Below are 24,438 nucleotides of genomic sequence, written 5' to 3' on the forward strand. Positions count from 1 at the left end.
ATCCTGACTTAGTGCGAAAGATAGTGTGCAAACGCCTCGGTTTGCGGCTGTGTAAAGCGGCTGGCATCGCCCTGTTCCACAATGTGACCGTTTTCCATGTACACCACGCGGCTGGCCGTTTTACGTGCCACTTCCACTTCATGGGTGACGATCACCTGGGTAATCTGGGTCTGCGCCAGTTCGCGAATGATACTGACGATCTGTGCGGTGATCTCGGGATCAAGCGCGGCGGTAGGTTCATCAAATAACAGCACCTGCGGCTCCATCATCAGCGCGCGGGCAATGGCAACGCGCTGCTGCTGTCCGCCAGAAAGGTGCAGAGGAAAGCGGTCGCTGTAGCTGGTGAGACGCAGGCGATCGAGCAGTTTGTCGGCTCTGGCCCGGGCATCGGCTTTGCTTAAACCCAGTACGCGGCAGGGGGCTTCCATCAGGTTTTGCAGCACGGTCAGGTGCGGCCAGAGATTGTACTGCTGGAAAACCATTCCCACGTTTTGACGCAGTTCACGTATCGCGGCCTCAGAAGGGGTTTTGCTGAAGTCGAAATCATTACCTGCAATGTGCAACTGACCGGAGCGGGGATGCTCAAGCAGATTCAGCACACGCAACAGCGAGCTTTTGCCTGCGCCGCTTGGGCCAAGCAGCACCAGCGTTTCGCCCTGCGGACAGTCCAGGTTGATATCAAACAGCGCCTGATGAGCACCGTAGAAACAATTAATCGCGTTTAGTTGAATACTCATGCGCCAATTTTGAATAGCTATTAGTTTTGCGGATTTTAACGTCACCAAAATAGTTATGCAATTAAGGTGGCTTAAAATTTACGAATAAGCGGTAAACACCCAAAAGATTAGCACAAGATGTTGTGAGGTGACCGGCAGGCGTTTCTGGAAAGCAGACAGGATGCCGTCTGAAAACGCACGGCCTTCAGGTCGGCGCTTTCAGACGTGAAAGTGAATCAGACGTGAGAATGAGCAGGGGTTATTTTTTCGCCTTTTCAAGCATCTGGCTCAGCGAACCGCCTGCGGGATGCGATCCCTCTGCGACATAGCGCACATCGTCCACCACCCAGCAACTGCCCTGGTGGATCATCAGCACTTCATCCTGCCACTGCTTATTGTCGCGGCTCATTTTTACCCGTAGCGGAATATTGCGGGCATCCCGGTTCGGGATGGTTGATGCATCGGCAACGTCAGCCTGAGCGGGCCCCTGAGCAAGGCTGGAGAACACATCGCCGTTGCGCCATTTGGCGGCATTTTGGCTTTGACTCGCTTCCTGAAGCGAATGATAAAGCCCTTCGCTCAGGTAGGGACGATAGTTTGCCAGTGTCGTGCTATCAGGCAGACCGGAGGTAGGATGTTCAATCCGCATATCATAGAACTTTTGTGCCACGGTATCCGGGCCGCCTTCAATGCAAGGGGCGGTTCGTGGGCCATTATCCTTGGTTACCGGCTCTACTGTCGTACAGGCACTCAGCAGTAGCGCGGCCGGGAGCAAAAGCGCAAAACCTTTGTTTCTCATCTCGATTTCCTTATTGTTCTCTGGCAAGGTGCCTTTTTAACATAGAGTATAGTTCTGCTTTTAGGTGAAAGAGCCTTTGGTCGGTTTACGCAACGGGAGAACAGGATGAAATTTTCGACGACGCCCACGCTGGAAGGCCACAGTATTACGGATTACTGTGGCGTGGTGACCGGGGAAGCGATTCTCGGTGCTAACATTTTCCGCGATTTTTTCGCCGGTATCCGCGATATCGTTGGCGGCCGCTCGGGCGCTTATGAAAAAGAACTGCGCAAGGCGCGGGAGATCGCATTCAAAGAGCTGGAAGAGCAGGCCAACGCGCTGGGGGCCAATGCGGTGGTCGGCATAGATATCGATTACGAAACCGTGGGTAAAGACAGCAGTATGCTGATGGTGAGCGTGACGGGCACGGCGGTTATTATTCGTTGAAACGGCTGCTGCTGCTGTTGACGGTCTGGCTGCTGGTGGGCTGTCAGTCGGGCATAGAATCGCGACCAGGCTACTGGGTCGATCTGCGTCACCCTGCTCAGGGCGCACGACCACGGGTTAAAGTGGTGGTGATACATTATACCGCCGAGGATTTTTCCTCTTCTCTGGCGACGCTGACCGATCGTGAGGTCAGCGTCCATTATCTTATTCCCCGTCAGCCGCCGCAGCGTAAGGGCCAGGGCATTATCTGGCAACTGGTACCGGAGACGGACCTGGCCTGGCACGCCGGGCCAAGTTTCTGGCGCGGCGCAACCCGCATCAATGACACATCCGTCGGTATCGAGCTGGTCAATAACGGCTATCGCCGGACGCTCACCGGGCTGACGTGGCAAGCTTTTCCGCCTGGGCAAATCCGCGCCCTCATCGCCCTCATCAACGACATCACCCGACGTTATGGTATTGCGCCAGAAAATATCGTGGGCCACAGTGATATCGGCCCTCAGCGTAAACAGGACCCAGGCCCGCAGTTTCCGTGGCAGCAGCTGGCTGAACAGGGCATCGGGGCATGGCCCGATCCGCAACGCGTCGCTTTTTACTTAGCCGGGCAAGATCGTGAAGCCGCCGTTCCGGTTCCCCTCCTGCTTGATCGTTTGCAGCGTTACGGCTATCAGGTAACTGAAGGAATGACGGCGCGTGAGCAACAGAACCTGATTGCGGCTTTTCAGATGCATTTCCGTCCTGCTCACTATCAGGGGTTCGCGGATGCTGAAACGCTGGCGATTGCGGAGGCGCTGCTGGAAAAATATGGGGAAGCGCAATAACCGGCGGTTACTGCGCTTCCGATCTAGCGACCCGCGTAAGGGGACGCCGACAGGGTAGGTGTGTTGACGGCGGCATCGGGACGATGCTGCGCTAAAAACGCCCGCCAGTAGCCCAGTACCTTTTCCAGCACCGGGCGCTCAGCATCCAGATGGGTGACGATTCGGGTGACGGGACCAACGCTCATCAGGACATCATGGGATTTCATCCACTGTCCCAGCGCGTTAACCTGGTCTGACGGCACGCGCACGAACAACATATTTGTCTGCTGCTCGGTCACCTCGACGCCGATTTTTTGCAACTCCTGTCCCAGCCAGGCGGCATTCTCGTGATCGGTCTGCAAACGCGCAACGTTATGTTGCAGCGCATACAGCCCAGCCGCGGCCAGCACGCCAGCCTGGCGCATACCGCCGCCTGTCATCTTGCGCCAGCGGCGCGCACGTTCAATATAATCCGCATCGCCACAGAGCAGCGAACCCACGGGCGCGCCCAGGCCTTTCGACAAGCAGATGGTTAACGTATCGCAATAGCGGGCAAGGTTTTCAAGGGTGGTTTGCTGCGCCACGACGGCATTAAAAATACGCGCCCCGTCAATGTGCAGCGCCAGCTTATGCTCGCGGGTGAAATGCCACGCCTGCTCCAGATAGGCTGCAGGCAGGGCTTTGCCATGATGGGTGTTCTCAAGGCTAAGCAGTCGGGTGGGCGCAAAATGGATATCGTCGGGTTTGATAAATTCGGCCACCACATCCAGCGGCAAGCTACCATCGGCGGCAGCCAGAATGGGCTGGGGTTGAATGCTTCCCAGCACCGCTGCGCCGCCCGCTTCGTACTTATAGTTATGTGCCTGCTGGCCCACAATGTACTCTTCACCACGCTGGCAGTGGCTCATTAACGCCACCAGGTTGGCCTGGGTACCGGTTGGCAAAAACAGCGCAGCGGCTTTGCCGCTCAGTCGTGCCGCTTCGGCTTCAAGTGCGTTAACGGTGGGATCGTCCCGATAAACGTCATCGCCGGTTTCAGCTGTCATCATCGCCTGTAACATGGCAGCGCTGGGACGGGTTACGGTATCACTGCGTAGATCAATCACATTGTGCTCCTGGGCAGCGGAAAGCCAGGCGGGCGGAGAGCCCGCCTGTAACATCCATCTGTTTTACCGCAGCCAGTTAGTTTTTGCCAGTTCAAGTACTTCGTCACCGCGACCGTTTATGATGGCGCGCAACATGTACAGGCTGAACCCTTTGGCCTGCTCCAGCTTAATCTCTGGCGGCATCGCCAGCTCCTCTTTCGCGGTAATCACATCCACCAGGACCGGGCCATCGTGAGCAAAGGCCTGTTCCAGCGCGCCATTCAGCTCGGAGGCTTTCTCCACCCGAATGCCTTTCACGCCGCAGGCCTGAGCAATGGCGGCAAAATCAGGATTGTGCAGGTCGGTGCCATCGGTGAGGTAACCGCCCGCTTTCATTTCCATGGCGACAAAGCCCAAAGAGCTGTTGTTGAAAATCACCAGTTTTACCGGCAACTTCAACTGGGCAACAGTCAGGAAATCGCCCATCAGCATACTGAACCCGCCGTCGCCGCATAGCGCCACGACCTGGCGGTCACGGTTAAGTGACTGTGCGCCCATCGCCTGTGGCATCGCGTTTGCCATTGAACCGTGGTTAAAGGAACCCAGCAGGCGGCGTTTACCGTTCATTTTCAAATAGCGTGCTGCCCACACGGTTGGGGTTCCCACATCGCAGGTGAAAATCGCGTCGTCGGCGGCGAGCTCACTGATTTGTTGTGCCACATATTGCGGATGAATCGGCTGGTCATCATTGGCTGTTGCCAGCGAATCCAGATCTTTACGCGCCTCGGCATAATGCTTCAGTGCACTGTCCAGGTGACGCTGCTCGGTTTTGACCTGCAGTTTGGGCAGCAGAGCACGCAGCGTGGTTTTGACATCGCCGATATAGGCCTGATCCACATGGCAGTGCGAGCCCAGGCTGCCGGGGTTAATATCGATTTGAATGATTTTCGCTTTTTCAGGGTAGAAGGCGCGGTAAGGGAACTGGGTACCAAGCAGCACCAGGGTATCCGCATTCATCATGGCATGAAAGCCTGAGGAGAAACCAATCAGCCCGGTCATGCCGACATCATAGGGATTGTCGTATTCGATGTGCTCTTTACCGCGAAGCGCATGCACAACTGGCGCTTTCAGCATCGCCGCCAACTCGACGACTTCACGATGTGCACCCGCACAACCACTGCCGCACATCAGCGTAATATTGGTCGCGCCGTTCAGGGTTTGCGCCAGGGTAGACAGCTCATCGGCGGACGGTAGCACGACCGGCAACTGCGGCGGATACCAGTCTGCGCGTGCGGATTCCGGTGCTGGCTGCAGCGCCACATCACCGGGCAGCACAATCACGGATACGCCGCGATTCAGAATGGCTTTCCGCATGGCAATGCCCAGCACCTGTGGCAGTTGCTCGGGATTCGACACCAGCTCGCAGTAGTGGCTACATTCGCGGAACAGCTCCTGAGGATGGGTTTCCTGAAAATAACCACTGCCGATTTCGCTGGAGGGAATATGCGCGGCAATCGCCAGTACGGGCACCCGGTTGCGGTGGCAGTCAAAAAGCCCGTTAATTAAATGCAGGTTACCGGGACCACAGGAGCCGGCGCACACCGCCAGTTCGCCACTGGCGTGCGCCTCTGCGCCTGCCGAGAAGGCAGCCACTTCTTCATGTCGGGTTGGCATCCACTCAATGGTGCCCATTCGGTTCAGACTGTCACTCAGGCCGTTTAGTGAGTCACCTGTGACGCCCCAAATACGTTTTACGCCGGCGTTTTCCAGGGTTTTGGCCACCAGCGCCGCTACGGTTTGTTTCATCTTCTTCTCCTTGGTAATCCGTCGCCATCCAGGGGATAGCAGAATCAAACAACTCAAAGAAGCGTAGACGACGCTGATTCAACTCAACCGTAAAAAATTGCATCAAAAGTTGAATTGGACGGTCAGGCGGAGAACAGGGCGATGAGTACCGGTGCCAGCAGGCTCATGACAAAGCCATGCACAATCGCGGCTGGGACGATTTCTGTACCGCCTGCCTGTTGCAAAACCGGTAAGGTAAAATCCATAGAGGTTGCGCCGCATAAGCCCAGTGCAGTACTGCGGTGACGGGCGATCAGCGCAGGGATCAACATAATCGCGATAAGCTCTCGCAGCAGATCGTTGAAGAAGGCGGCGCTGCCAATTACCGGGCCGAAGGCTTCCGTCATCAGAATCCCCGATAAAGAGTACCAGCCGAAGCCACTGGCCAGGGCCAGCCCGGTTTTCAGCGGCAGTCCCAGTACCAGAGCCGCGATCATTCCCCCCAGCAGCGCACTGAGCAGCACCGCGAGCGCGACCATCATGCCACGACGGTTTAAGACCATCTGGCGCAACGTCATCCCACTACCGCGCAGCTGAATGCCCACCAGCAGGAGCAGAAAGATTAATGCATATTCACTGGCGGCGGCGGCATGATGCAGCCAGGGCCATTGGGTCAGGCCCAGCGCAAAGCCTACGACAACCACACCACATAACGTCAGTGATTCCAGCGCCATATGCAGACGTGAAGGAAGCTTTTGCGGTTTGTGACTGTGCTGCCAGGGCAGCCGTTGCTCCAGCCAATGCAACGCCAGCAGGTTACATAGCAGAATGCATGTCGCTGTTACTGCCGCAGTATAAAACACCGTAAGCAGATTGCTGCTGAGATTATCGAGAAAGGCCAGGCTGATGCCCATAAAAAACAGAATGACGTAGACCATCCAGCCTAACAGTCGGTTGACGGCCTTGAGAAACGTCACGTGTCGAAGCGGTAACAGCCAGCCTGCCAGCAGGGGCAACAGGATAATTAAGAGTCCGGAATACATATTGATCGGTTCGTCCATGTCGAAAGTCTCGACACGCTAGCGAAAAAGCCCGGGTGAGTAAACCCTTACAACAAAGTGACTTGACCGCCTGATGAAGCCGCTTCATTCTGCGGACAACAAAGAGGATAAAAACGCTATGATTCTGGAACATATCGATATCCGGGGATTTCGCGGCATTAATCAGCTCTCTTTACCCCTGACGCGTATAAACCTGCTGATTGGCGAAAACGCCTGGGGTAAATCCAGTTTGCTGGACGCGCTCAGCCTGCTGCTGTCGCCCCACTCGCGCGAGTATGTGTTTTCTCCTGACGATTTTCACTTTACGCCGGGCGAAGTCGACGATCGGGTTCATCGCCTGTCGGTCGTTTTCCACTTCAGGGATGACGACGCGGAAAACAGCGACCTGCTACAGCCGTTCTGGCAACCCGCCGAACAGGGACAACGCCGACTGAGTTACAGCGTGCACGCCCGGCGACGTGACGGCCAGATCACCTCAACACGGCGCTTTATCGATAGCCATGGTCATGTGCTAGCGGAAGAGGGAAGTGCGGCGGCGATAAGTTATCTGCTGCGCATGAATCCAGTATTACGGCTGCGCGATGCACGTTTTAGCCGACGTGTTCGCCCGGTCGAAAGCGGTATTGATGCCCGTCTGTCCACCCTGAATCAACTGGCGAAAGAGCTGGATAAACTGACTCGGGATCTGGAACAGCATCCACAGCAATTGAGTAATGACATGCTGCGTCAGGGATTACAGACCATGCAGCAGCTGATGGAACACTACTTTCTGGTTCAGCATCCTGAGAATGGCGGACAGATGCACCGCGTCGATCCACAATCACGTGACGGTATTCAGGGCTGGCGTTCACTGGACCAGCTGAATCACCTGATTGCCGCCACGGACGTCCGCAGCCGCCAACTTATTTTATTACGCATGTTTAGCTTGCTGGTCCAGGCGCGAGGAAGCGAACCTTTGGCACCGGGCGCCCGGCCGTTGTTGCTGATTGAAGATCCGGAAACCCGGCTGCATCCCATCATGTTATCCGTAGCATGGAACCTTCTCACGTTGCTCCCGTTACAGAAGATTGCGACGACCAATTCTGGAGAGCTGCTTTCTCAGGTCGCGGTGGAGAACGTTTGCCGATTGGTACGTGAGCCAACGCGCGTGGCCGCATGGCGCATTGGTCCCGAAGGGCTGAGTGCGGAAGAGAGCCGCCGCATCGGCTTCCATATTAAAGTCAACCGGCCTTCAGCCCTGTTTGCCCGCTGCTGGCTTCTGGTTGAAGGTGAAACCGAAGTCTGGATCATTAACGAAATGGCGCGACAATGCGGCTTTCACTTCGCCGCTGAAGGAATTAAAGTCATTGAGTTTGCACAGTCCGGGCTAAAACCGCTGTTAAAATTTGCCCGACGTATGGGCATTGCCTGGCATGTGCTGACTGACGGGGATATGGCAGGGAAAAAATATGCAGCCACGGCGCGCAGCCAGCTCCAGCCTCATGATGTCGAGAAGCATCACCTGACGCAGCTCCCGGCGGCGGATATGGAGCAGTTCCTTTACCAACATGGCTTTAGTGATGTGTATCATGAGGCAGCGCACCTGCCGTTAAACGTACCTGTTAATCCCAGGCGTATTATTACCAAAGCTATTCATCGTGCATCAAAACCTGAACTGGCTATCACGGTCGCTATGGCAGCAGCCGAATGCGGCAGCGAGGCAATCCCGGAACGCCTGCGGGAGATGTTTTCCCAGGTGATTACCCTGGCGCAGGGCAAAGCGGGATAGGGGTTACAGCGTAAAAATGCCAGCGCGGCAGGCTGGCATTTTTGACGGAGCGGTCCAACGTTGGGGGGATCTCAGGCTACGGCCTGTTGCACTTCAACAGGTACAATCAGACTGGCATGGTTGCCTTTAGGGCCTTGATGAACGTCAAAATGAACCTGCTGGCCCGCTTTTAGCGTTCTGTAACCATCCATCTGTATCGTTGAGTAGTGTGCGAAGATATCTTCTCCGCCCCCGATTGGACAGATAAAGCCGAAACCTTTGGCGTTATTGAACCATTTAACGGTACCTGTCTCCATGCTTTTACTTCCCTCGCAAGACATTTTATAAGTAGGTGAGGTCACTGAAGCCGTGAGTCGGGTTTGATTAAAACTCAATCAGCTTATGAAGGTAGAATGTAGAGAAACTGCCACGGTCGTCAAGCAAAGCACCGGGCAACGTGGGGAAAAAATCATCAAAATTTGAGGTAGTTAACGCTATTTGAAATTTTGTGATACAGGTCGCGTGCAGGGTTTTTTGCCTGAGAATGCATTAGCGACAGTGCACTTGACACACGTGTTAAACTCTACAGATGACCCTGGATTTGATGACGATGTACAGAATCACAACGGAACACTATGGCAAACACAAATGACTGGCTAAATTTTGAACACTTGGCCGACGAAAAAGTACGCGAAGGGTTAAAACCGCCTTCCATGTATAAAGTCATTCTGAATAATGACGATTATACACCTATGGAATTTGTTATTGACGTTCTGCAAAAGTTCTTTTCTTATGATATTGAACGTGCAACGCAACTGATGCTGAAAGTTCACTACCACGGTAAAGCAATCTGTGGTGTATTTACCGCAGAGGTCGCTGAGACCAAAGCGGCGCAGGTGAATAATTACGCGCGGGACAATCATCATCCGTTGCTGTGTACGCTTGAAAAAGCCTGAGCCTCTCTCCATACAGGAAGCAGGTCAGAGCGATTAACTGGAGGAGGTGCCTAATGCTCAATCAAGAACTGGAACTCAGTTTAAACATGGCTTTCGCCAGAGCGCGTGAGCACCGTCATGAGTTTATGACCGTCGAGCATCTGTTACTGGCGTTGCTCAGTAACCCGTCGGCCAGAGAGGCACTGGAAGCCTGTACGGTGGACATTGTGGCTCTACGGCAGGAACTCGAAGCCTTCATTGAACAGACCACGCCTGTGCTGCCTGCCAGCGAAGAAGAGCGTGATACGCAACCGACGCTCAGCTTCCAACGTGTACTACAGCGTGCGGTTTTCCATGTTCAGTCATCCGGACGCAGTGAAGTTACCGGTGCTAACGTACTGGTTGCCATTTTCAGCGAGCAAGAGTCGCAAGCGGCTTACCTGCTGCGCAAACACGAAGTCAGCCGCCTTGATGTGGTGAATTTCATCTCTCACGGCACGCGTAAAGACGAACCTGGCCAGGCACCTGGTGCTGAAAACCCGGTTAACGAAGAGCAAGCAGGCGGGGAGGAACGTATGGAAAACTTCACCACCAATCTTAATCAGCTTGCTCGCGTTGGCGGAATTGACCCGCTGATTGGTCGCGACAAAGAGCTGGAACGCACTATTCAGGTTCTGTGTCGCCGCCGTAAAAATAACCCGCTGCTGGTGGGGGAATCCGGTGTCGGTAAAACAGCCATTGCGGAAGGTTTAGCCTGGCGCATTGTGCAGGGTGACGTGCCTGAGGTGATGAAGGACTGCACCATCTACTCTCTGGATATCGGCTCTCTGCTGGCGGGCACTAAGTACCGTGGCGACTTTGAGAAACGTTTCAAAGCCCTGTTAAAACAGCTGGAGCAGGATAACAGCAGCATCCTGTTTATTGATGAGATTCACACCATCATCGGTGCGGGTGCAGCATCGGGTGGGCAGGTCGATGCCGCCAACCTGATTAAGCCACTGCTTTCTAGCGGTAAAATCCGCGTGATGGGTTCCACGACCTATCAGGAATTCAGCAACATCTTTGAAAAAGATCGCGCCCTGGCGCGCCGTTTCCAGAAAATCGACATTACCGAGCCGTCGGTAGAAGAAACGGTACAGATTCTTAACGGCCTGAAAACCAAATATGAAGCGCACCATGACGTTCGTTACACCGCGAAAGCCGTGCGTGCGGCAGTCGAACTGGCGGTGAAATATATCAACGATCGCCATCTGCCAGATAAAGCCATTGACGTTATCGATGAAGCGGGTGCCCGTGCACGCCTGATGCCAGCCAGCAAACGCAAGAAAACCGTAAATGTGGCTGATATTGAAACCGTGGTCGCGCGTATCGCGCGTATTCCGGAGCAGAGCGTGTCCGCCACCGATCGCGATACGCTGAAAAACCTGGGCGACCGCCTGAAAATGCTGGTGTTTGGTCAGGATAATGCCATTGAAGCCTTGACCGAAGCGATCAAGATGAGCCGTGCAGGTCTGGGACAGGATCGCAAACCGGTGGGTTCATTCCTGTTTGCTGGTCCAACGGGCGTCGGTAAAACCGAAGTTACCGTTCAGCTGGCGAAAGCGCTGGGGATTGAACTGCTGCGTTTTGACATGTCCGAGTACATGGAGCGTCACACCGTCAGCCGCCTGATTGGTGCGCCTCCGGGCTATGTTGGCTTTGATCAGGGTGGTCTGCTGACTGATGCGGTGATCAAACATCCTCATGCCGTCGTACTGCTGGATGAGATTGAGAAAGCGCATCCGGATGTGTTTAACCTGTTGCTGCAGGTAATGGATAACGGCATGTTGACCGATAACAACGGTCGCAAGGCGGATTTCCGCAACGTGGTACTGGTGATGACAACCAATGCTGGCGTGCGCGAAACCGAGCGTAAATCTATTGGCCTGATTCATCAGGACAACAGCACTGACGCAATGGAAGAGATTAAAAAAATCTTTACGCCTGAATTCCGTAACCGTCTGGACAACATTATCTGGTTCAGCCACTTGTCGGCCGAAGTCATTCATCAGGTGGTGGACAAGTTTATCGTTGAACTGCAGGCCCAACTGGATGCTAAAGGCGTTTCACTTGAGGTCAGTGATGAAGCGCGTGACTGGCTGGCAGAGAAAGGCTACGACAAAGCGATGGGTGCACGTCCAATGGCGCGTACCGTTCAGGAAAGCCTGAAGAAACCGTTGGCCAATGAACTGCTGTTTGGTTCGCTGGTGGAAGGGGGTTCAGTATCGGTTGCACTGGATAAAGAGAAAGGCCAGTTAACTTATCACTTCCTGAGTGCGCAAAAACGTAAAGCGGAAGGCACTGTGCACTAAGCACTGTGTGACGGAAAGAGAAAAGGCCGGATAATATCCGGCCTTTTTTTTATTGCCTCGGCTGGAGGCAATAGCATCAACGCAACTCAGCGACTACGGAAGACAATGCGGCCTTTGCTCAGGTCGTACGGGGTCAGCTCGACAGTCACTTTGTCGCCCGTCAGGATGCGGATGTAGTTTTTACGCATTTTACCGGAGATATGAGCGGTAACCACGTGTCCGTTCTCAAGTTCTACGCGGAACATGGTGTTAGGTAACGTATCCAGTACGGTACCTTGCATTTCAATATTGTCTTCTTTGGCCATCGAATCCTCTGGGTGTACTACCTTTCAGTTGAACCGGCAAGATAATGCCCAATTCAACGAGTTATGTAAAGAACCGTCGGCAATAAAGCCAACGCATCGCCGTGCTTCGCTTATAACGCGAGCATGTCGGTTAAATTAGGGTGTTTATGTGACGTCTGCGGGGGATTAGCGGGCTAAGAATCTGAATCAACCGGTAACACGCGCACGATTGAAACAGTCCCGAGAGTGCGATGAGATTCCCAGCCTGGCAATTCCGGCTTGAAATTCAAGCGCGGACGACATACCAAACGCCGCTATTATAGCACTTAACCGACTTTGTGTGTGCAAAACATCTGCGCGAGCTTTAAAAAAGGGTCTGATTGAGCCAGCAGCCGCTGTCAACGGGTTGAGATGACAGGTTTTTTACCGATTCCAGGTAAGCCTCACGCGGGATTTCGACCGCGCCCAACGATGCCGTATGGGGATTAAGTATCTGACAATCCACCAGGCGTCCTTTGTGCTTAATGAAATGCTGACAAAAAACCCATAGTGCGGTTTTTGAAGCATTGGTTTGCAGGCTGAACATGGATTCACCACAAAATATCTGGCCCAGTGCCAGCCCGTACATGCCGCCTGCCAGCTGTTGCCCGCGCCAGACTTCAATGGAGTGAGCATGGCCCAGCTCATAGAGTTTCAGCCATGCGCGTTTCACCTCAAAGGTGATCCAGGTTCCTTCTTCGCGGCCCATGGCACAGCCCTCAACGACATCAGCAAAGGCTTCGTTCATGGTGACGCGATAAGGCGACTGCTGATGAAAGCGTTTCATACTGCGGCTAAGATGAAAATGTTCAGGGATCAACACCGCACGGGGATCGGGTGACCACCACAGAATCGGATCGCCCGGCGAAAACCAGGGGAAAATACCTTGCTGATAGGCGCTGAGCAGACGGGCAGGCGAAAGATCGCCGCCCATGGCCAGCAGACCATTGGGCTCGCGCAGGGCCATTTCCGGGGGAGGAAAGAGCAACGATTCCCGTGACAGTTGAACCAGTCTCATCGCGTTACGTTATCCATCAGCTTTTGCACGAAACTATAACGCAAAGCGTTGCTGGAAACGCCAGTAACGTCCACCTTTTGCGACTAATTCGGAATGATTTCCCTGCTCAATGATTCGGCCGCTGTCCATAAGGCAAATTCTGTCCATCTGCGCCAGGCCTGTCAGACGGTGAGTGACCATAATGACGGTTTTGCCTGCCGTAAGCTGCTGCAGCAAGGCGAGAATATGCTGCTCGGTCGCCGCATCAAGGCCTTCCGTTGGTTCATCCAATAGCCACAGGTCGCCGTTATGCAGCAGGGCACGGGCAAGCGCCAGACGTCGCAGTTCGCCCCCAGACAGCGGACGACCGCCTTCGCCCAGCCAGGCATTTAATCCTTCCTCGTTATCCAGCAGGGTCTGCAGACCAGTCTGCATCAATGCCGCAGTCAGTGTTTCGTCGCTGGCGTTGGGGCAGGCCAGCAATAAATTGTCACGCAGGGTCTGGCTGAACAGATGAACACGCTGGGTGACAACGCTGATGCGTTGCCGGAGTTGCGCCTCATCCCACTCAGTAAGGGGAACTGCGTTTAACCTAATCTCACCTTGCTGACTATCCCAGGCGCGCGTAAGCAGCCCAAGCAATGTCGATTTTCCACAGCCGGTCGGTCCGAGCAGCGCAACGTGTTCTCCCGCCTCAATGCTTAATGAAAACTGATTCAACACTTTTTCAGAGCGTCCCGGATAGCAAAAATCAAGCGCCTGTAGGCTTACGTGTAATGCACCAGAAGGGATAACAGTTTTAGAGGGAAAAACAATCGCTGGTGTTTGTTCGATAATTTCATTGACGCGTTGGGCCGCCGTTATCACCTGAGACAGCGGCAAAAATGCGCCCGCGACAGGGGCCAGGGCTTCAAAAGCGGCCAGGGCACAAAATACCACCAGCGCAATGAATGGCCCGGGAAGTTGCTGCTGCGCAATGCTCTCTGCGCTGAGCCAGAGCAGCGCAGTAACCGTCATGCCGCTGCATATCAGTAACAGACTTTGCGCCAGCGCCTGTAAACGCTCTTGTTGACGCTGCGCCTCCTGCCACTGTTGTTCACAGCTGTCGAGTCTGGTGCGCCAGACTGCAGCGTTACCATATAACGTCAGTTCAGCCTGGCCTGCCAGCCAGTGCATTAACTGCACGCGCCAGTGCGAACGCTGACGGGTAATCGCAACGCCCGCCGGTGCACCCAGATGGTAAAAGAGCGGTGGCAAGATGCAGAGCAGGGCGAGCAGGGCGCCGCCCAGGGTGAGAGCCAGTTGCAGGTCAATCAGGCTTAAACCGACCGTCACCACCACAATGACGATAAACGCACCCAGCAGCGGTGAGATTACCCGCAGATAGAGATGATCCAGCGTGTCGACATCACCGACAAAACGGTTGAGCAGATCCGCCTGACGAAAGGCTGCAAGCTGAGCGGGTGCCAGCGAAATCAAACGACTGAAGGTGAAAACGCGTAAATGTTGCAACACCCGAAACGTCGCGTCGTGAGTGACCAGCCGTTCAAAGTAACGGGCCGCCGTGCGGATAATTGCCGCGCCGCGCACACCTGCTGCGGGAAGCATATAGTTAAAACTGTACAGTCCCGCAACGCCAGCGACAGACGAGGCCGCCAGAAACCACCCGGATAAGGTCAGCAAGCCAATGCTGGCTAACAGCGTGACGATGGCCAGAACCATTCCCAGCGTCAGCCGGAAGGGATGACGCAGCCACAATCGCATAAAAGGACGCAGAGCAGACATCAGATGCACTCCTGTTGACGATGTTGCAGCAATTCACGGAACGGCCCAGGCTGTGAGGTAAGTTGCTGCCAGTGGCCCTGCTGCACCAGTTTTCCTTCCTCCATGAGCCAGATTTCATCCCAGTCTTGCAGCGAATCAATCTGATGCGTAATCATCAGGGTGGTTTGCTGCGTCGCGGCCTGATTTAACGCCAGCATAACGTGATGTTCACTGAGCGCATCCAGGCTGGCGGCAGGCTCATCCAGTAGCAATAGCTGAGCCGGTTTGTACAGCGCTCGCGCTACCGCAATACGCTGTGCCTGTCCCACGGACAACGCGTTACTGGCATCGCCAGGCGCGGTATCCAGCCCTTCAGGCAGCCGGGGGAGGAATTCGTTGATGCCACAGGCGGCGGTTAACCTGTCCAGGCGTTCAGTATCCAGGGGCGCGTCCATGACGATATTTTCACGCAACGTCGCGGCCGGTAACTGTGGGTTTTGTCCAACCCAGGCAAGATGCTGATGCCAGTCGCGTCGTGCCAGGTCGCGAAGCTCAATGCCATTGGCTTTGAGCGAACCCGCATAGGGTAAAAACCCCAGCAGGGCATTTAACAGCGCGGTTTTGCCTGCACCGCTTTTGCCGACCAGCGCCACGCGCCCGCTTGCCCGTAGGGTGAAATGTAGAGGGCCGCACAGAACCTTGCCGCCGGGGGCGCAGACCACAAGATTGTCAGCAACCAGCTCCAGCGGCGAAGTGGCGCTAAACGCGACATTACCTGAGGCCCTGTCTGACGACGGAGTGTCCTGCATAAACCGCTCAAGGGCATCGGCCCCGCCGATTGCCTGTGCCTTAGCGTGATAGAAGGTGCCAAGATCGCGCAGAGGTTGAAAGAATTCGGGGGCCAGAATCAACACCAGGAAACCGGCAAACAGCGTGACGCCTTTACCATAATCGCCAAAATGCAGCTCGCCCAGATACGAGAAACCAAAATAAACCGCCACCACGGCGATGGCTAATGAGGCAAAAAACTCCAGCACTGAGGAGGAGAGAAAGGCCAGGCGTAAAACCTCCATCGTCCGTTGACGAAAATCTGTCGTCGTGGCGGCAATTGCCTGCTTCTCTGCATCAGCCCGGTGAAACAGCCGCAGCGTTTCCCGCCCGCGTAAGCGATCAAGGAAGTCACCGCTCAGGCGTGCCAGGGCCAGGAAGTTGCGGCGATTAGCATCGGCCGCGCCCATGCCCACCATCGCCATAAAGAGCGGAATCAGCGGTGCCGTAGCCAGCAGAATCAATCCGGCGGCCCAGTTCAGGGGGAACAGGGTAATCAGAATGCAGCAAGGGATTACCGCTGCCAGCGTCATCTGCGGCAGATAGCGCGCATAGTACGCCTGCATATCTTCGGTTTGTTCCAGAAGCAGTGTTGCCCAACTGCCTGCGGGTTTGCCCTGTATCCAGGCGGGCCCCAGATCGGATAAACGATCCAAAACCTGTTTACGCAGTGCCTGGCGGATGGCCTGACCGGCCCGAAAGCCTGCCTGCTCGCGGGCATAGTTCAGCACCGCGCGCAGCACAAAGCACAACAGCAGTAACATAAAGCGGGGCAGGAGGGATTGCGGCGCTTGCTGCTCGACGATAAGTGCCTGCAGTAACGAAGCCAGCAGCCAGGCCTGCATGATAATCAGTAGTGCGCCTGCTGAACCTAAGAGTGAGGCAAGTCGTAGCCAGGGACCGGCATGATGGCGCTGTTGACGAAGCCAACGGGTAAGGTGCTGCTGCCGCGATTTGTTCATGCGAAACCCACTGTGGCGAAGACAAATGAAATGAGGCAAGTCCCTCACGCCTGGCGCATGAATTTAGCATGGTGATAATAAAAAAGGCGACTGAAAAACAGTCGCCTCAAACAATTAAGATCAGGTTATTAACAACTTACTTATCGTTCTTAACCAGACCATCAAGATAACGCTCTGCATCTAAGGCAGCCATACAGCCAGTACCCGCAGAGGTAATGGCCTGGCGATAGATATGATCCATCACGTCACCCGCGGCAAACACACCCGGAATACTGGTCTGGGTGGCATTGCCGTGCAGTCCTGACTGCACCTTGATATAGCCATTCTCAAGCGCTAACTGACCGTCGAAAATCGCCGTGTTTGGGCTATGGCCAATGGCCACAAACAGGCCAGCAACCTCCAGCGCTTCCGTTTCATCATTCAGCGTTGAACGCAGCGTCAGCCCGGTCACGCCCATCTGATCGCCCACAACTTCTTCCAACGTGCGATGAGTGTGCAGCACGATGTTGCCGTTGCTGACTTTTTGCATCAGGCGATCAATTAAAATTTTCTCCGCACGGAAGCTGTCGCGACGGTGAATCAAATGCACTTCAGCGGCAATATTGGCCAGATAAAGTGCCTCTTCTACCGCCGTATTACCGCCGCCGATAACGGCGACTTTCTGATTACGGTAGAAGAAACCATCGCAGGTGGCGCAGGCTGAAACGCCTTTGCCTTTAAACGCCTCTTCTGACGGCAGGCCGAGATAGCGCGCCGACGCGCCCGTGGCAATAATCAGCGCATCTGCGGTGTATTCGCCGCTGTCACCGGTTAAACGGAACGGACGATTCTGCAGATCAACGCTATGAATGTGGTCAAAAATGATCTCAGTGTTAAATTTCTCAGCATGCTCGTGCATGCGTTCCATTAACGACGGACCTGTCAGATCGTGCGGGTCGCCCGGCCAGTTTTCCACGTCCGTCGTGGTGGTCAGCTGTCCGCCTTTTTCCAGCCCGGTAATCAATACCGGATTCAGATTTGCGCGTGCAGCATAGACGGCTGCGGTATAACCTGCTGGACCAGAGCCCAGAATGAGCAACTTACTGTGTTTAGCCGTACTCATGCGTTCCTCAGTTTCATTCGCCTGACATAGTCTGCGATTGTAGGGAATAAGCCGCATCATTGACAACACTTGCGCGCTTTTGTTGGCGATTGCTGTAAACGGCGTAGACGATGAATACGTTTTTCGCCTGTCACTTGTGCCAAAAGGGGGCAAAAATTCATTTCGTTGCACCATGCCGCACGAAAATACTCATTTAAAAACAGTGACCCAGCGAAGTGTCTGGCATCTTGTCCTGAATTTAGACATTTTACTTTGACAATCGCCTGCGCATTTGCGAAAACAGTGTAAGAAGCGAATGACATCTTCGGAACAAAACGGGTTTTGCCGCCGGGTTTTGGGCAATGTGCCGAACGAATTTTGTCGTCTGATATGGGTCATGACGCATGATGTGGACAGGCAACATGCGTCATACGTCATACACATAGGTGCGAACGCACTCAGACTTTGTTATTTCACTTCAAAAAATGCCCCGAACAATGAGCGTTTTCAGGGGATGGCAGGTAAAGGGAAGGAATTAAGAGAGACAATAATAATGGTAGATAATAAGAAACGCCCCGGTAAAGACCTCGACAGGATCGACAGAAACATTCTGAATGAATTGCAGAAAGACGGTCGCATCTCAAACGTGGAACTTTCCAAACGTGTAGGATTATCGCCTACACCTTGTCTTGAGCGTGTACGTCGTCTTGAACGCCAGGGATTCATCCTTGGTTATACTGCGCAACTTAACCCTCACTACCTGGACGCCTCATTACTGGTATTCGTTGAGATTACTCTGAATCGTGGCGCGCCAGATGTGTTTGAACAATTTAACGCCGCCGTACAAAAACTTGAGGAAACTCAAGAGTGTCACCTGGTTTCTGGTGATTTCGACTACCTGCTTAAAACGCGCGTGCCTGATATGTCCGCCTACCGCAAGCTGCTGGGTGAAACCTTGCTGCGCCTGCCAGGTGTAAACGACACGCGGACTTACGTGGTGATGGAAGAGGTCAAACAGAGTAACCGTCTGGTGATCAAAACGCGCTGATGCGTGGCAGGTGCAAAGCCTGTGAAATTTCGGTACACTCCTGTGAATACATACAGGACCAGCGTCGGGTGAGCCCGGCGCTGTTGTTTCTTACTTTACAGGCACCTGGAGAGTTCTCTTGAGCCAGGAATACACAGAAGATAAAGACGTTTCGTTACAGTCGCTGAGCAGTGGACGCCGTCTGCTGGAAGCGTTGCTCATCCTGGTGGCGTTGTTTGCCATCTATCTGATGGTTTCCCTCGTCAGTTTTAATCCTTCCGACCCGAGCTGGTCGCAGACGGCCTGGCATGAACCTATCCATAATATTGGTGGCAAGGTAGGCGCGTGGCTGGCTGATACCTTACTGTTCATCTTTGGTGTGATGGCGTACGCCATTCCGCCGGTGATTTTGGGGCTGTGCTGGATAGCGTTTCGCCAGCGCGATAATCAGGACTACTTTGACTATTTCGCCATCGGTTTACGCTTAATCGGCGTACTGGCGTTGGTGGTGACCACCTGCGGTATGGCGGCACTCAATGCCGACGACATCTGGTACTTTGCCTCGGGTGGCGTCATCGGCAGTCTTGTCAGTAATGCGATTTCGCCCTGGTTTAGTCCAGCAGGCGGAACGCTGACACTGCTCTGCATCTGGGCTGCCGGGATTACGCTTTATACCGGCTGGTCATGGTTAACCATTGCGGAAAGAATCGGCGGCGTTGTCATGGGCGTGCTGACCTTTGCCAGCAACCGTTCACGCCATGACGAACCCTGGCAGGAAGAGGATGAGGCAGAACATCATGAAGAGGCTGTGCCTGTCCTTCACGCTCAGCCGCATGAAGACGATGACGTTTTGCTTGCCGCACCGCGTAAAGCTCAGCCCGATCTGGATGAGAACGATCCGCTGCTGGCTAAGGCGGCAACAGCCACTCGCGCCGCCGTCGCTGCAACCGTCGACGCTTCCGATATGCCGGTGGCGTCCGCTGCGGTGCCGACCCAGCAGCCTGCCGTTGCCCCGGCGCTGTCCAATGCGGCGACCGCACAGTCAGTAGCCCCTGTCGCTCAGCCAGTGGGCGCTGTACCTGCACAATCCGCCCATTTTTCCGCCGCGTCCGCGCAGGAATCGGCAGCACATTATTCTACTCCCGTGCGCAATGCTGCGCCGCTTGATCCTGTTCCGCAGGATAAACCGGTGAGCGAACCGCCTCTGTACCGTTTTGAAATGCCGGATGAAACGCCTGCATCCTCAAGCCCCTTTACGGCTTATGAGGATGATGAGCCGAAAATGGGCAACTGGCGCGAGGCAGCCTCTGCCGCGACGCTGAGCAGCGCGGTGACATCAGCCGTTGCCGCAAAGCAGGCGTCATCGATGTCGCCCCTGTTTGAACCGGTACCTGAAAATCAGGCGAATCCGCAGGTGAAGCAGGGGATTGGCCCGGCGCTGCCCCGGCCGAATCCAGTGAAATTACCGACCCGACGCGAACTGGCCTCGTACGGTATCAAACTGCCTTCGCAGCGCATGGCGGAAGAGAAAGCGAAGCTGTCTGAAAGCCCCGCGTCTCAGCCAGTGCCTGAGGATACGCACAACCCGGACTGGTCTGCAGAGGAGCAAGACGCGCTGCAACAGGCCGAGTTACGCCACGCGTTTCAGTCGGAACAGCAACAGCGTTATGGCGAGCGCTGGCAACAGGATGAGCAGCACGAGGACGATGAACTGGCGCTGCAGCAGGCATCGCTGGCACGTCAGTTCGCCGAACAGCAGCAACAGCGCTATGAGGCGGAGCCCGACAACAACGCGCCGGTTTTCAATCTGGATACCTCGGCGGCTTTTGATTTCTCACCGATGAAAGATTTGGTCGATGATGGACCTGTTGAGCCGCTGTTCACCATTGCGGCTGCGCCTGAAACGGATGACGTGGCGGCAAAACATGAGCCGTGGCAGCAAATGCAGGCCGCCCCAGAACAGGCGGCAGCCCAGAGAACGGTGCCGACACAGAGCGTGGTGTCGGATACCTTCGCGGCACCTGTTCAACAGCCAGAACCCGTCGAAGACACAAAACCGTCGCTGCATGACAGCCTGATTCACCCTTTCCTGATGCGTCATGAGCAGCCGCTGGAAAAACCCTCCACGCCATTGCCTTCGCTGGATCTGTTAACCGCGCCGCCTGTCGAAGAGGAGCCGGTTGATATGTTTGCGCTGGAGCAGACGGCACGTCTGGTTGAATCACGCCTGGGCGATTATCGTGTTAAGGCGGAAGTCGTCGGCATTTCTCCAGGCCCGGTGATTACCCGCTTTGAACTGGATCTGGCGCCTGGCGTGAAAGCCGCGCGTATTTCTAACCTGTCACGCGATCTGGCCCGTTCACTGTCGACCACGGCAGTGCGCGTTGTTGAAGTGATTCCCGGTAAGCCCTATGTCGGACTGGAATTACCGAATAAGCATCGTCAGACCGTTTACTTACGTGAAGTGCTGGATTGTCCAAAATTCCGTGACAATCCTTCACCTCTGGCCGTGGTACTGGGTAAAGACATTGCCGGTCAGCCGGTAGTGGCCGATTTGGCGAAAATGCCACACTTACTGGTAGCGGGTACCACCGGTTCGGGTAAGTCAGTCGGTGTGAACGCCATGATTCTCAGCATGTTGTATAAAGCCACGCCGGAAGAAGTGCGCTTTATTATGATCGACCCGAAAATGCTTGAGCTGTCGGTCTATGAAGGCATTCCGCATCTACTCACCGAAGTCGTCACCGATATGAAAGATGCGGCGAATGCGCTGCGCTGGAGCGTCGGTGAGATGGAGCGCCGCTATAAACTGATGTCGGCGCTTGGCGTGCGTAATCTTGCGGGCTACAACGAGAAAGTTGAGCAGGCGGAGGCGATGGGCCGTCCAATTCCCGATCCGTTCTGGAAACCGGGCGACAGTATGGACATGACGCCACCGGTGCTGGAAAAATTGCCTTACATTGTGGTGATGGTGGATGAGTTCGCCGACCTGATGATGGCCGTGGGTAAAAAAGTGGAAGAGCTGATTGCCCGCCTGGCGCAGAAAGCACGTGCGGCAGGTATCCACCTGGTGCTGGCAACCCAGCGTCCCTCGGTGGATGTGATTACCGGTCTGATCAAAGCGAACATCCCGACCCGTATTGCCTTTACCGTATCAAGTAAAATTGACTCGCGTACTATTCTCGACCAGGGCGGCGCGGAGTCGTTGCTGGGGATGGGTGACATGCTCTATATGCCGCCAAACTCCTCCATGCCGGTCCGTGTTCACGGTGCCTTCGTGCGCGATCAGGAAGTTCATGCCGTTGTGCAGGACTGGAAAGCGCGTGGCCGTCCGCAATACATTGAGAGCATTACGGCGGGTGAAGAGAGCGAAGGTGCAGGCGGTATCGACAGCGATGAAGAACTGGACCCGTTGTTCGATCAGGCGGTGGGCTTTGTGGTAGACAAGCGTCGCGCCTCTATTTCGGGCGTTCAGCGTCAGTTCCGTATCGGCTATAACCGCGCCGCGCGCATCATTGAGCAGATGGAAGCACAAGGAATTGTCTCGGCGCCGGGTCATAACGGTAACCGCGAAGTCCTGTCACCACCGCCACATGATATGTAGAGCCTGAGCGATAAGCTTTGAAACATAAATCAATGAGCCAGTTCTTGCTGGCTCATTGTTTTTTAGCGGTTAACCCCCATAGTTGATTAGGCTTTCGGTTTTTTCTCCTGTATTAAATGCAGGACAGCGACCAGGCTTAGTATCGTTATCAACGGGAAACGATTTAATAAGGATTTAAGCAGATGAAATTACGCGTAATCGCCTTCGGCCTGATGGCCGCTTTGGGTTCAGCCAGCGCTTTCGCTGATGCATCGACTGACCTGCAACAGCGTTTAAATAAAGTAAACAGCTTCCACGCCAGCTTTACTCAAAAGGTTACCGATGGCAGCGGTGCTAACGTGCAGGACGGGGAAGGTGAGCTGTGGGTTAAACGCCCAAGCCTGTTCAACTGGCACATGACCGCGCCTGACGAGAGCGTCATCATCTCTGACGGAAAATCGTTATGGTTCTACAACCCGTTTGTAGAACAGGCCACGGTAAGCCTGTTAAAAAACGCCACCAGTAATACGCCATTTATGTTGATTGCCCGTAATCAGTCGAGTGACTGGAAGCAATATAACGTCAAGCAGCAGGGCGACAAATTTGAACTGACGCCGAAGAAAAGCGATGGCAATCTCAAGCAGTTCACGATTGATGTGACGCCAGACGGCACCATCAATCAGTTCAGCGCCATAGAGCAGGATGGGCAGCGCAGTAACTACCAGTTAAAGAGCCAGAAAAACGGCCCTATCAGCCCGGATAAATTCACTTTCACCCCGCCTAAAGGCGTCACGGTGGATGATCAACGTCAGTGAGGTGGTAGTGAGTAACCTGTCCCTGGATTTCTCCAGCGAAGATTTTAAACCACTGGCCGCGCGTATGCGGCCAGAAACCCTGAAGCACTATATTGGTCAGCAACACCTGTTGGCTGCGGGTAAACCGCTGCCGCGCGCGATTGAGGCTGGCCATTTGCATTCAATGATTCTCTGGGGACCGCCAGGAACAGGCAAAACCACGCTGGCCGAGATTATAGCGCACTACGGCAACGCGGACGTTGAACGCATCTCTGCCGTCACATCAGGTGTCAAAGAAATTCGTGAAGCGATAGAACGTGCGCGCCTGAGCAAGCAGGCCGGCCGTCGCACGATTCTTTTCGTGGATGAGGTGCACCGTTTCAATAAAAGCCAGCAGGATGCCTTTCTGCCGCATATTGAAGACGGCACAATCACCTTTATTGGTGCAACGACCGAAAACCCCAGCTTCGAGCTTAATTCCGCCCTGTTGTCACGCGCCCGCGTTTATTTGCTCAAGTCCCTGACCACAGAGGACATCGAGCAGGTACTTGACCAGGCTATGCAGGACGCCGATCGAGGCTATGGCAACAGCGATATCCTGCTACCGGATAATACGCGGCGCATGATCGCTGAGTTGGTGAACGGCGATGCGCGCCGTGCGCTGAACACGCTGGAAATGATGGCGGATATGGCCGAAACCCGTGCGGACGGGAAAAGGGAATTAACGCCACAGCTGTTAACCGAGGTGGCCGGTGAGCGTTCTGCGCGCTTTGATAACAAGGGCGACCGTTTTTACGACCTCATTTCTGCGTTACATAAGTCTGTTCGCGGTTCGGCACCGGATGCTGCCCTCTACTGGTACGCACGGATTATTACCGCAGGTGGCGATCCGCTCTATGTGGCACGTCGCCTGCTGGCGATTGCCTCTGAAGATGTCGGCAACGCCGATCCTCGCGGTATGCAGGTTGCGATTTCGGCCTGGGATTGTTTTACCCGCGTCGGCCCCGCGGAAGGGGAGCGGGCGATTGCACAAGCCATTGTTTATCTGGCCTGCGCGCCAAAAAGTAACGCCGTTTATAACGCGTTTAAGGCCGCGATGCGTGATGCGCGCGACCATCCCGATTTTGATGTCCCCGACCATTTGCGCAATGCGCCCACTAAGCTAATGAAAGAGATGGGCCTGGGTGAAAGCTACCGCTATGCCCATGATGAAGCCAACGCCTACGCGGCTGGCGAGGTCTATTTCCCCCCTGAAATGGCACAAACACGTTACTATCATCCAACACAACGTGGTCTTGAAGGCAAAATTGGCGAAAAGCTGGCCTGGCTTACTGAACTCGATCAAAATAGCCAGACAAAACGCTACCGCTAAAA

General features: G+C 54.7%; 19 protein-coding genes and 2 pseudogenes. 10 read left to right on the top strand and 11 right to left on the bottom strand.

The genetic code is table 11. The annotated features are described in order from the left end of the window. Window positions 1-8: 8 nt before the first annotated feature. Window positions 9-737, bottom strand: a complete 729-nt coding sequence (artP, locus tag NR177_RS05535; RefSeq protein ID WP_096012212.1) for an arginine ABC transporter ATP-binding protein ArtP — start codon at window positions 735-737, stop codon at window positions 9-11. Window positions 738-975: 238 nt separating this feature from the next. Beyond that, window positions 976-1,515 (bottom strand): lipoprotein, encoded by a 540-nt coding sequence (locus tag NR177_RS05540; protein WP_063878928.1) that lies wholly within the window; start codon window positions 1,513-1,515, stop codon window positions 976-978. 105 nt (window positions 1,516-1,620) lie between these two features. Between NR177_RS05540 and NR177_RS05545 the strand changes: the two genes are divergently transcribed. Both NR177_RS05545 and NR177_RS05550 read left to right on the top strand, forming a co-directional pair. Further along, the gene (locus NR177_RS05545; protein WP_096012214.1) at window positions 1,621-1,941 is read left to right on the top strand and encodes a heavy metal-binding domain-containing protein; all 321 of its coding nucleotides are present in this window, start codon (window positions 1,621-1,623) and stop codon (window positions 1,939-1,941) included. After that, complete coding sequence (locus NR177_RS05550; RefSeq protein ID WP_256852438.1) at window positions 1,938-2,762, top strand: N-acetylmuramoyl-L-alanine amidase; 825 nt, start codon at window positions 1,938-1,940, stop codon at window positions 2,760-2,762. The genes NR177_RS05545 and NR177_RS05550 overlap by 4 nt, the downstream gene beginning before the upstream one ends. Before the next feature lie 23 nt (window positions 2,763-2,785). Here NR177_RS05550 and ltaE read toward each other — a convergent pair whose 3' ends face one another. The 3 genes from ltaE to NR177_RS05565 form a co-directional block, all read right to left on the bottom strand. Beyond that, a complete protein-coding gene (ltaE, locus tag NR177_RS05555) occupies window positions 2,786-3,847 on the bottom strand; it encodes a low-specificity L-threonine aldolase (RefSeq protein ID WP_256852439.1) in 1,062 nt (353 codons plus the stop codon). Between the two features lie 63 nt (window positions 3,848-3,910). Further along, entirely contained in the window at window positions 3,911-5,632 is a 1,722-nt protein-coding gene (gene poxB, locus NR177_RS05560) for a ubiquinone-dependent pyruvate dehydrogenase (RefSeq protein ID WP_063878931.1), read from the bottom strand. A 122-nt stretch (window positions 5,633-5,754) separates the two neighbouring features. Next, on the bottom strand, window positions 5,755-6,654 hold the full coding sequence (locus NR177_RS05565) for a lysine exporter LysO family protein (protein ID WP_063881142.1): 900 nt from the start codon (window positions 6,652-6,654) through the stop codon (window positions 5,755-5,757). Between the two features lie 136 nt (window positions 6,655-6,790). On the opposite strand from NR177_RS05565, the gene NR177_RS05570 reads away from it, so the two are divergent. After that, complete coding sequence (locus NR177_RS05570) at window positions 6,791-8,440, top strand: ATP-dependent endonuclease (RefSeq protein ID WP_256852440.1); 1,650 nt, start codon at window positions 6,791-6,793, stop codon at window positions 8,438-8,440. Between the two features lie 71 nt (window positions 8,441-8,511). On the opposite strand, the gene cspD is transcribed toward NR177_RS05570, so the two are convergent. Continuing rightward, the gene (gene cspD, locus NR177_RS05575; protein ID WP_024470922.1) at window positions 8,512-8,736 is read right to left on the bottom strand and encodes a cold shock-like protein CspD; all 225 of its coding nucleotides are present in this window, start codon (window positions 8,734-8,736) and stop codon (window positions 8,512-8,514) included. Window positions 8,737-9,054: 318 nt separating this feature from the next. Between cspD and clpS the strand changes: the two genes are divergently transcribed. Next, the gene (clpS, locus tag NR177_RS05580) at window positions 9,055-9,375 is read left to right on the top strand and encodes an ATP-dependent Clp protease adapter ClpS (protein WP_063878933.1); all 321 of its coding nucleotides are present in this window, start codon (window positions 9,055-9,057) and stop codon (window positions 9,373-9,375) included. Between the two features lie 53 nt (window positions 9,376-9,428). Further along, window positions 9,429-11,705, top strand: a complete 2,277-nt coding sequence (gene clpA / locus NR177_RS05585) for an ATP-dependent Clp protease ATP-binding subunit ClpA (protein WP_063878934.1) — start codon at window positions 9,429-9,431, stop codon at window positions 11,703-11,705. 86 nt (window positions 11,706-11,791) lie between these two features. Here the strand turns inward: clpA and infA are convergent, their stop codons facing one another. The 5 genes from infA to trxB all read right to left on the bottom strand — a co-directional run bounded on the left by infA (window position 11,792) and on the right by trxB (window position 17,681). Continuing rightward, window positions 11,792-12,010 (bottom strand): translation initiation factor IF-1, encoded by a 219-nt coding sequence (gene infA, locus NR177_RS05590; protein ID WP_002211347.1) that lies wholly within the window; start codon window positions 12,008-12,010, stop codon window positions 11,792-11,794. Between the two features lie 343 nt (window positions 12,011-12,353). Beyond that, a complete protein-coding gene (gene aat, locus NR177_RS05595) occupies window positions 12,354-13,046 on the bottom strand; it encodes a leucyl/phenylalanyl-tRNA--protein transferase (RefSeq protein WP_109717228.1) in 693 nt (230 codons plus the stop codon). A gap of 33 nt (window positions 13,047-13,079) precedes the next feature. Beyond that, window positions 13,080-14,810, bottom strand: coding sequence for a cysteine/glutathione ABC transporter ATP-binding protein/permease CydC (gene cydC, locus NR177_RS05600; RefSeq protein ID WP_256852441.1), 1,731 nt, complete (start codon window positions 14,808-14,810; stop codon window positions 13,080-13,082). Beyond that, on the bottom strand, window positions 14,810-16,579 hold the full coding sequence (cydD, locus tag NR177_RS05605) for a cysteine/glutathione ABC transporter permease/ATP-binding protein CydD (RefSeq protein ID WP_256852442.1): 1,770 nt from the start codon (window positions 16,577-16,579) through the stop codon (window positions 14,810-14,812). The genes cydC and cydD overlap by 1 nt, the downstream gene beginning before the upstream one ends. A 136-nt stretch (window positions 16,580-16,715) precedes the next feature. After that, the gene (gene trxB, locus NR177_RS05610) at window positions 16,716-17,681 is read right to left on the bottom strand and encodes a thioredoxin-disulfide reductase (protein ID WP_063878938.1); all 966 of its coding nucleotides are present in this window, start codon (window positions 17,679-17,681) and stop codon (window positions 16,716-16,718) included. A gap of 532 nt (window positions 17,682-18,213) precedes the next feature. On the opposite strand from trxB, the gene lrp reads away from it, so the two are divergent. The 5 genes and pseudogenes from lrp to NR177_RS05630 all read left to right on the top strand — a co-directional run bounded on the left by lrp (window position 18,214) and on the right by NR177_RS05630 (window position 24,436). Beyond that, a complete protein-coding gene (lrp, locus tag NR177_RS05615) occupies window positions 18,214-18,708 on the top strand; it encodes a leucine-responsive transcriptional regulator Lrp (protein WP_006118610.1) in 495 nt (164 codons plus the stop codon). Window positions 18,709-18,937: 229 nt separating this feature from the next. After that, window positions 18,938-19,339: pseudogene (locus NR177_RS23955) on the top strand (DNA translocase FtsK 4TM domain-containing protein); the annotation flags it as partial. Window positions 19,340-20,065: 726 nt separating this feature from the next. Then, window positions 20,066-22,291 (top strand): annotated as a pseudogene (locus NR177_RS23960) (DNA translocase FtsK); the annotation flags it as partial. A 182-nt stretch (window positions 22,292-22,473) separates the two neighbouring features. Beyond that, a complete protein-coding gene (lolA, locus tag NR177_RS05625) occupies window positions 22,474-23,085 on the top strand; it encodes an outer membrane lipoprotein chaperone LolA (protein WP_063878940.1) in 612 nt (203 codons plus the stop codon). Between the two features lie 7 nt (window positions 23,086-23,092). Next, the gene (locus NR177_RS05630; RefSeq protein ID WP_063881143.1) at window positions 23,093-24,436 is read left to right on the top strand and encodes a replication-associated recombination protein A; all 1,344 of its coding nucleotides are present in this window, start codon (window positions 23,093-23,095) and stop codon (window positions 24,434-24,436) included. Window positions 24,437-24,438: the final 2 nt, after the last annotated feature.

It is taken from the genome of Pantoea sp. Fr+CA_20 (assembly GCF_024520835.1).
Taxonomy (GTDB): Bacteria; Pseudomonadota; Gammaproteobacteria; order Enterobacterales; family Enterobacteriaceae; genus Pantoea; species Pantoea allii.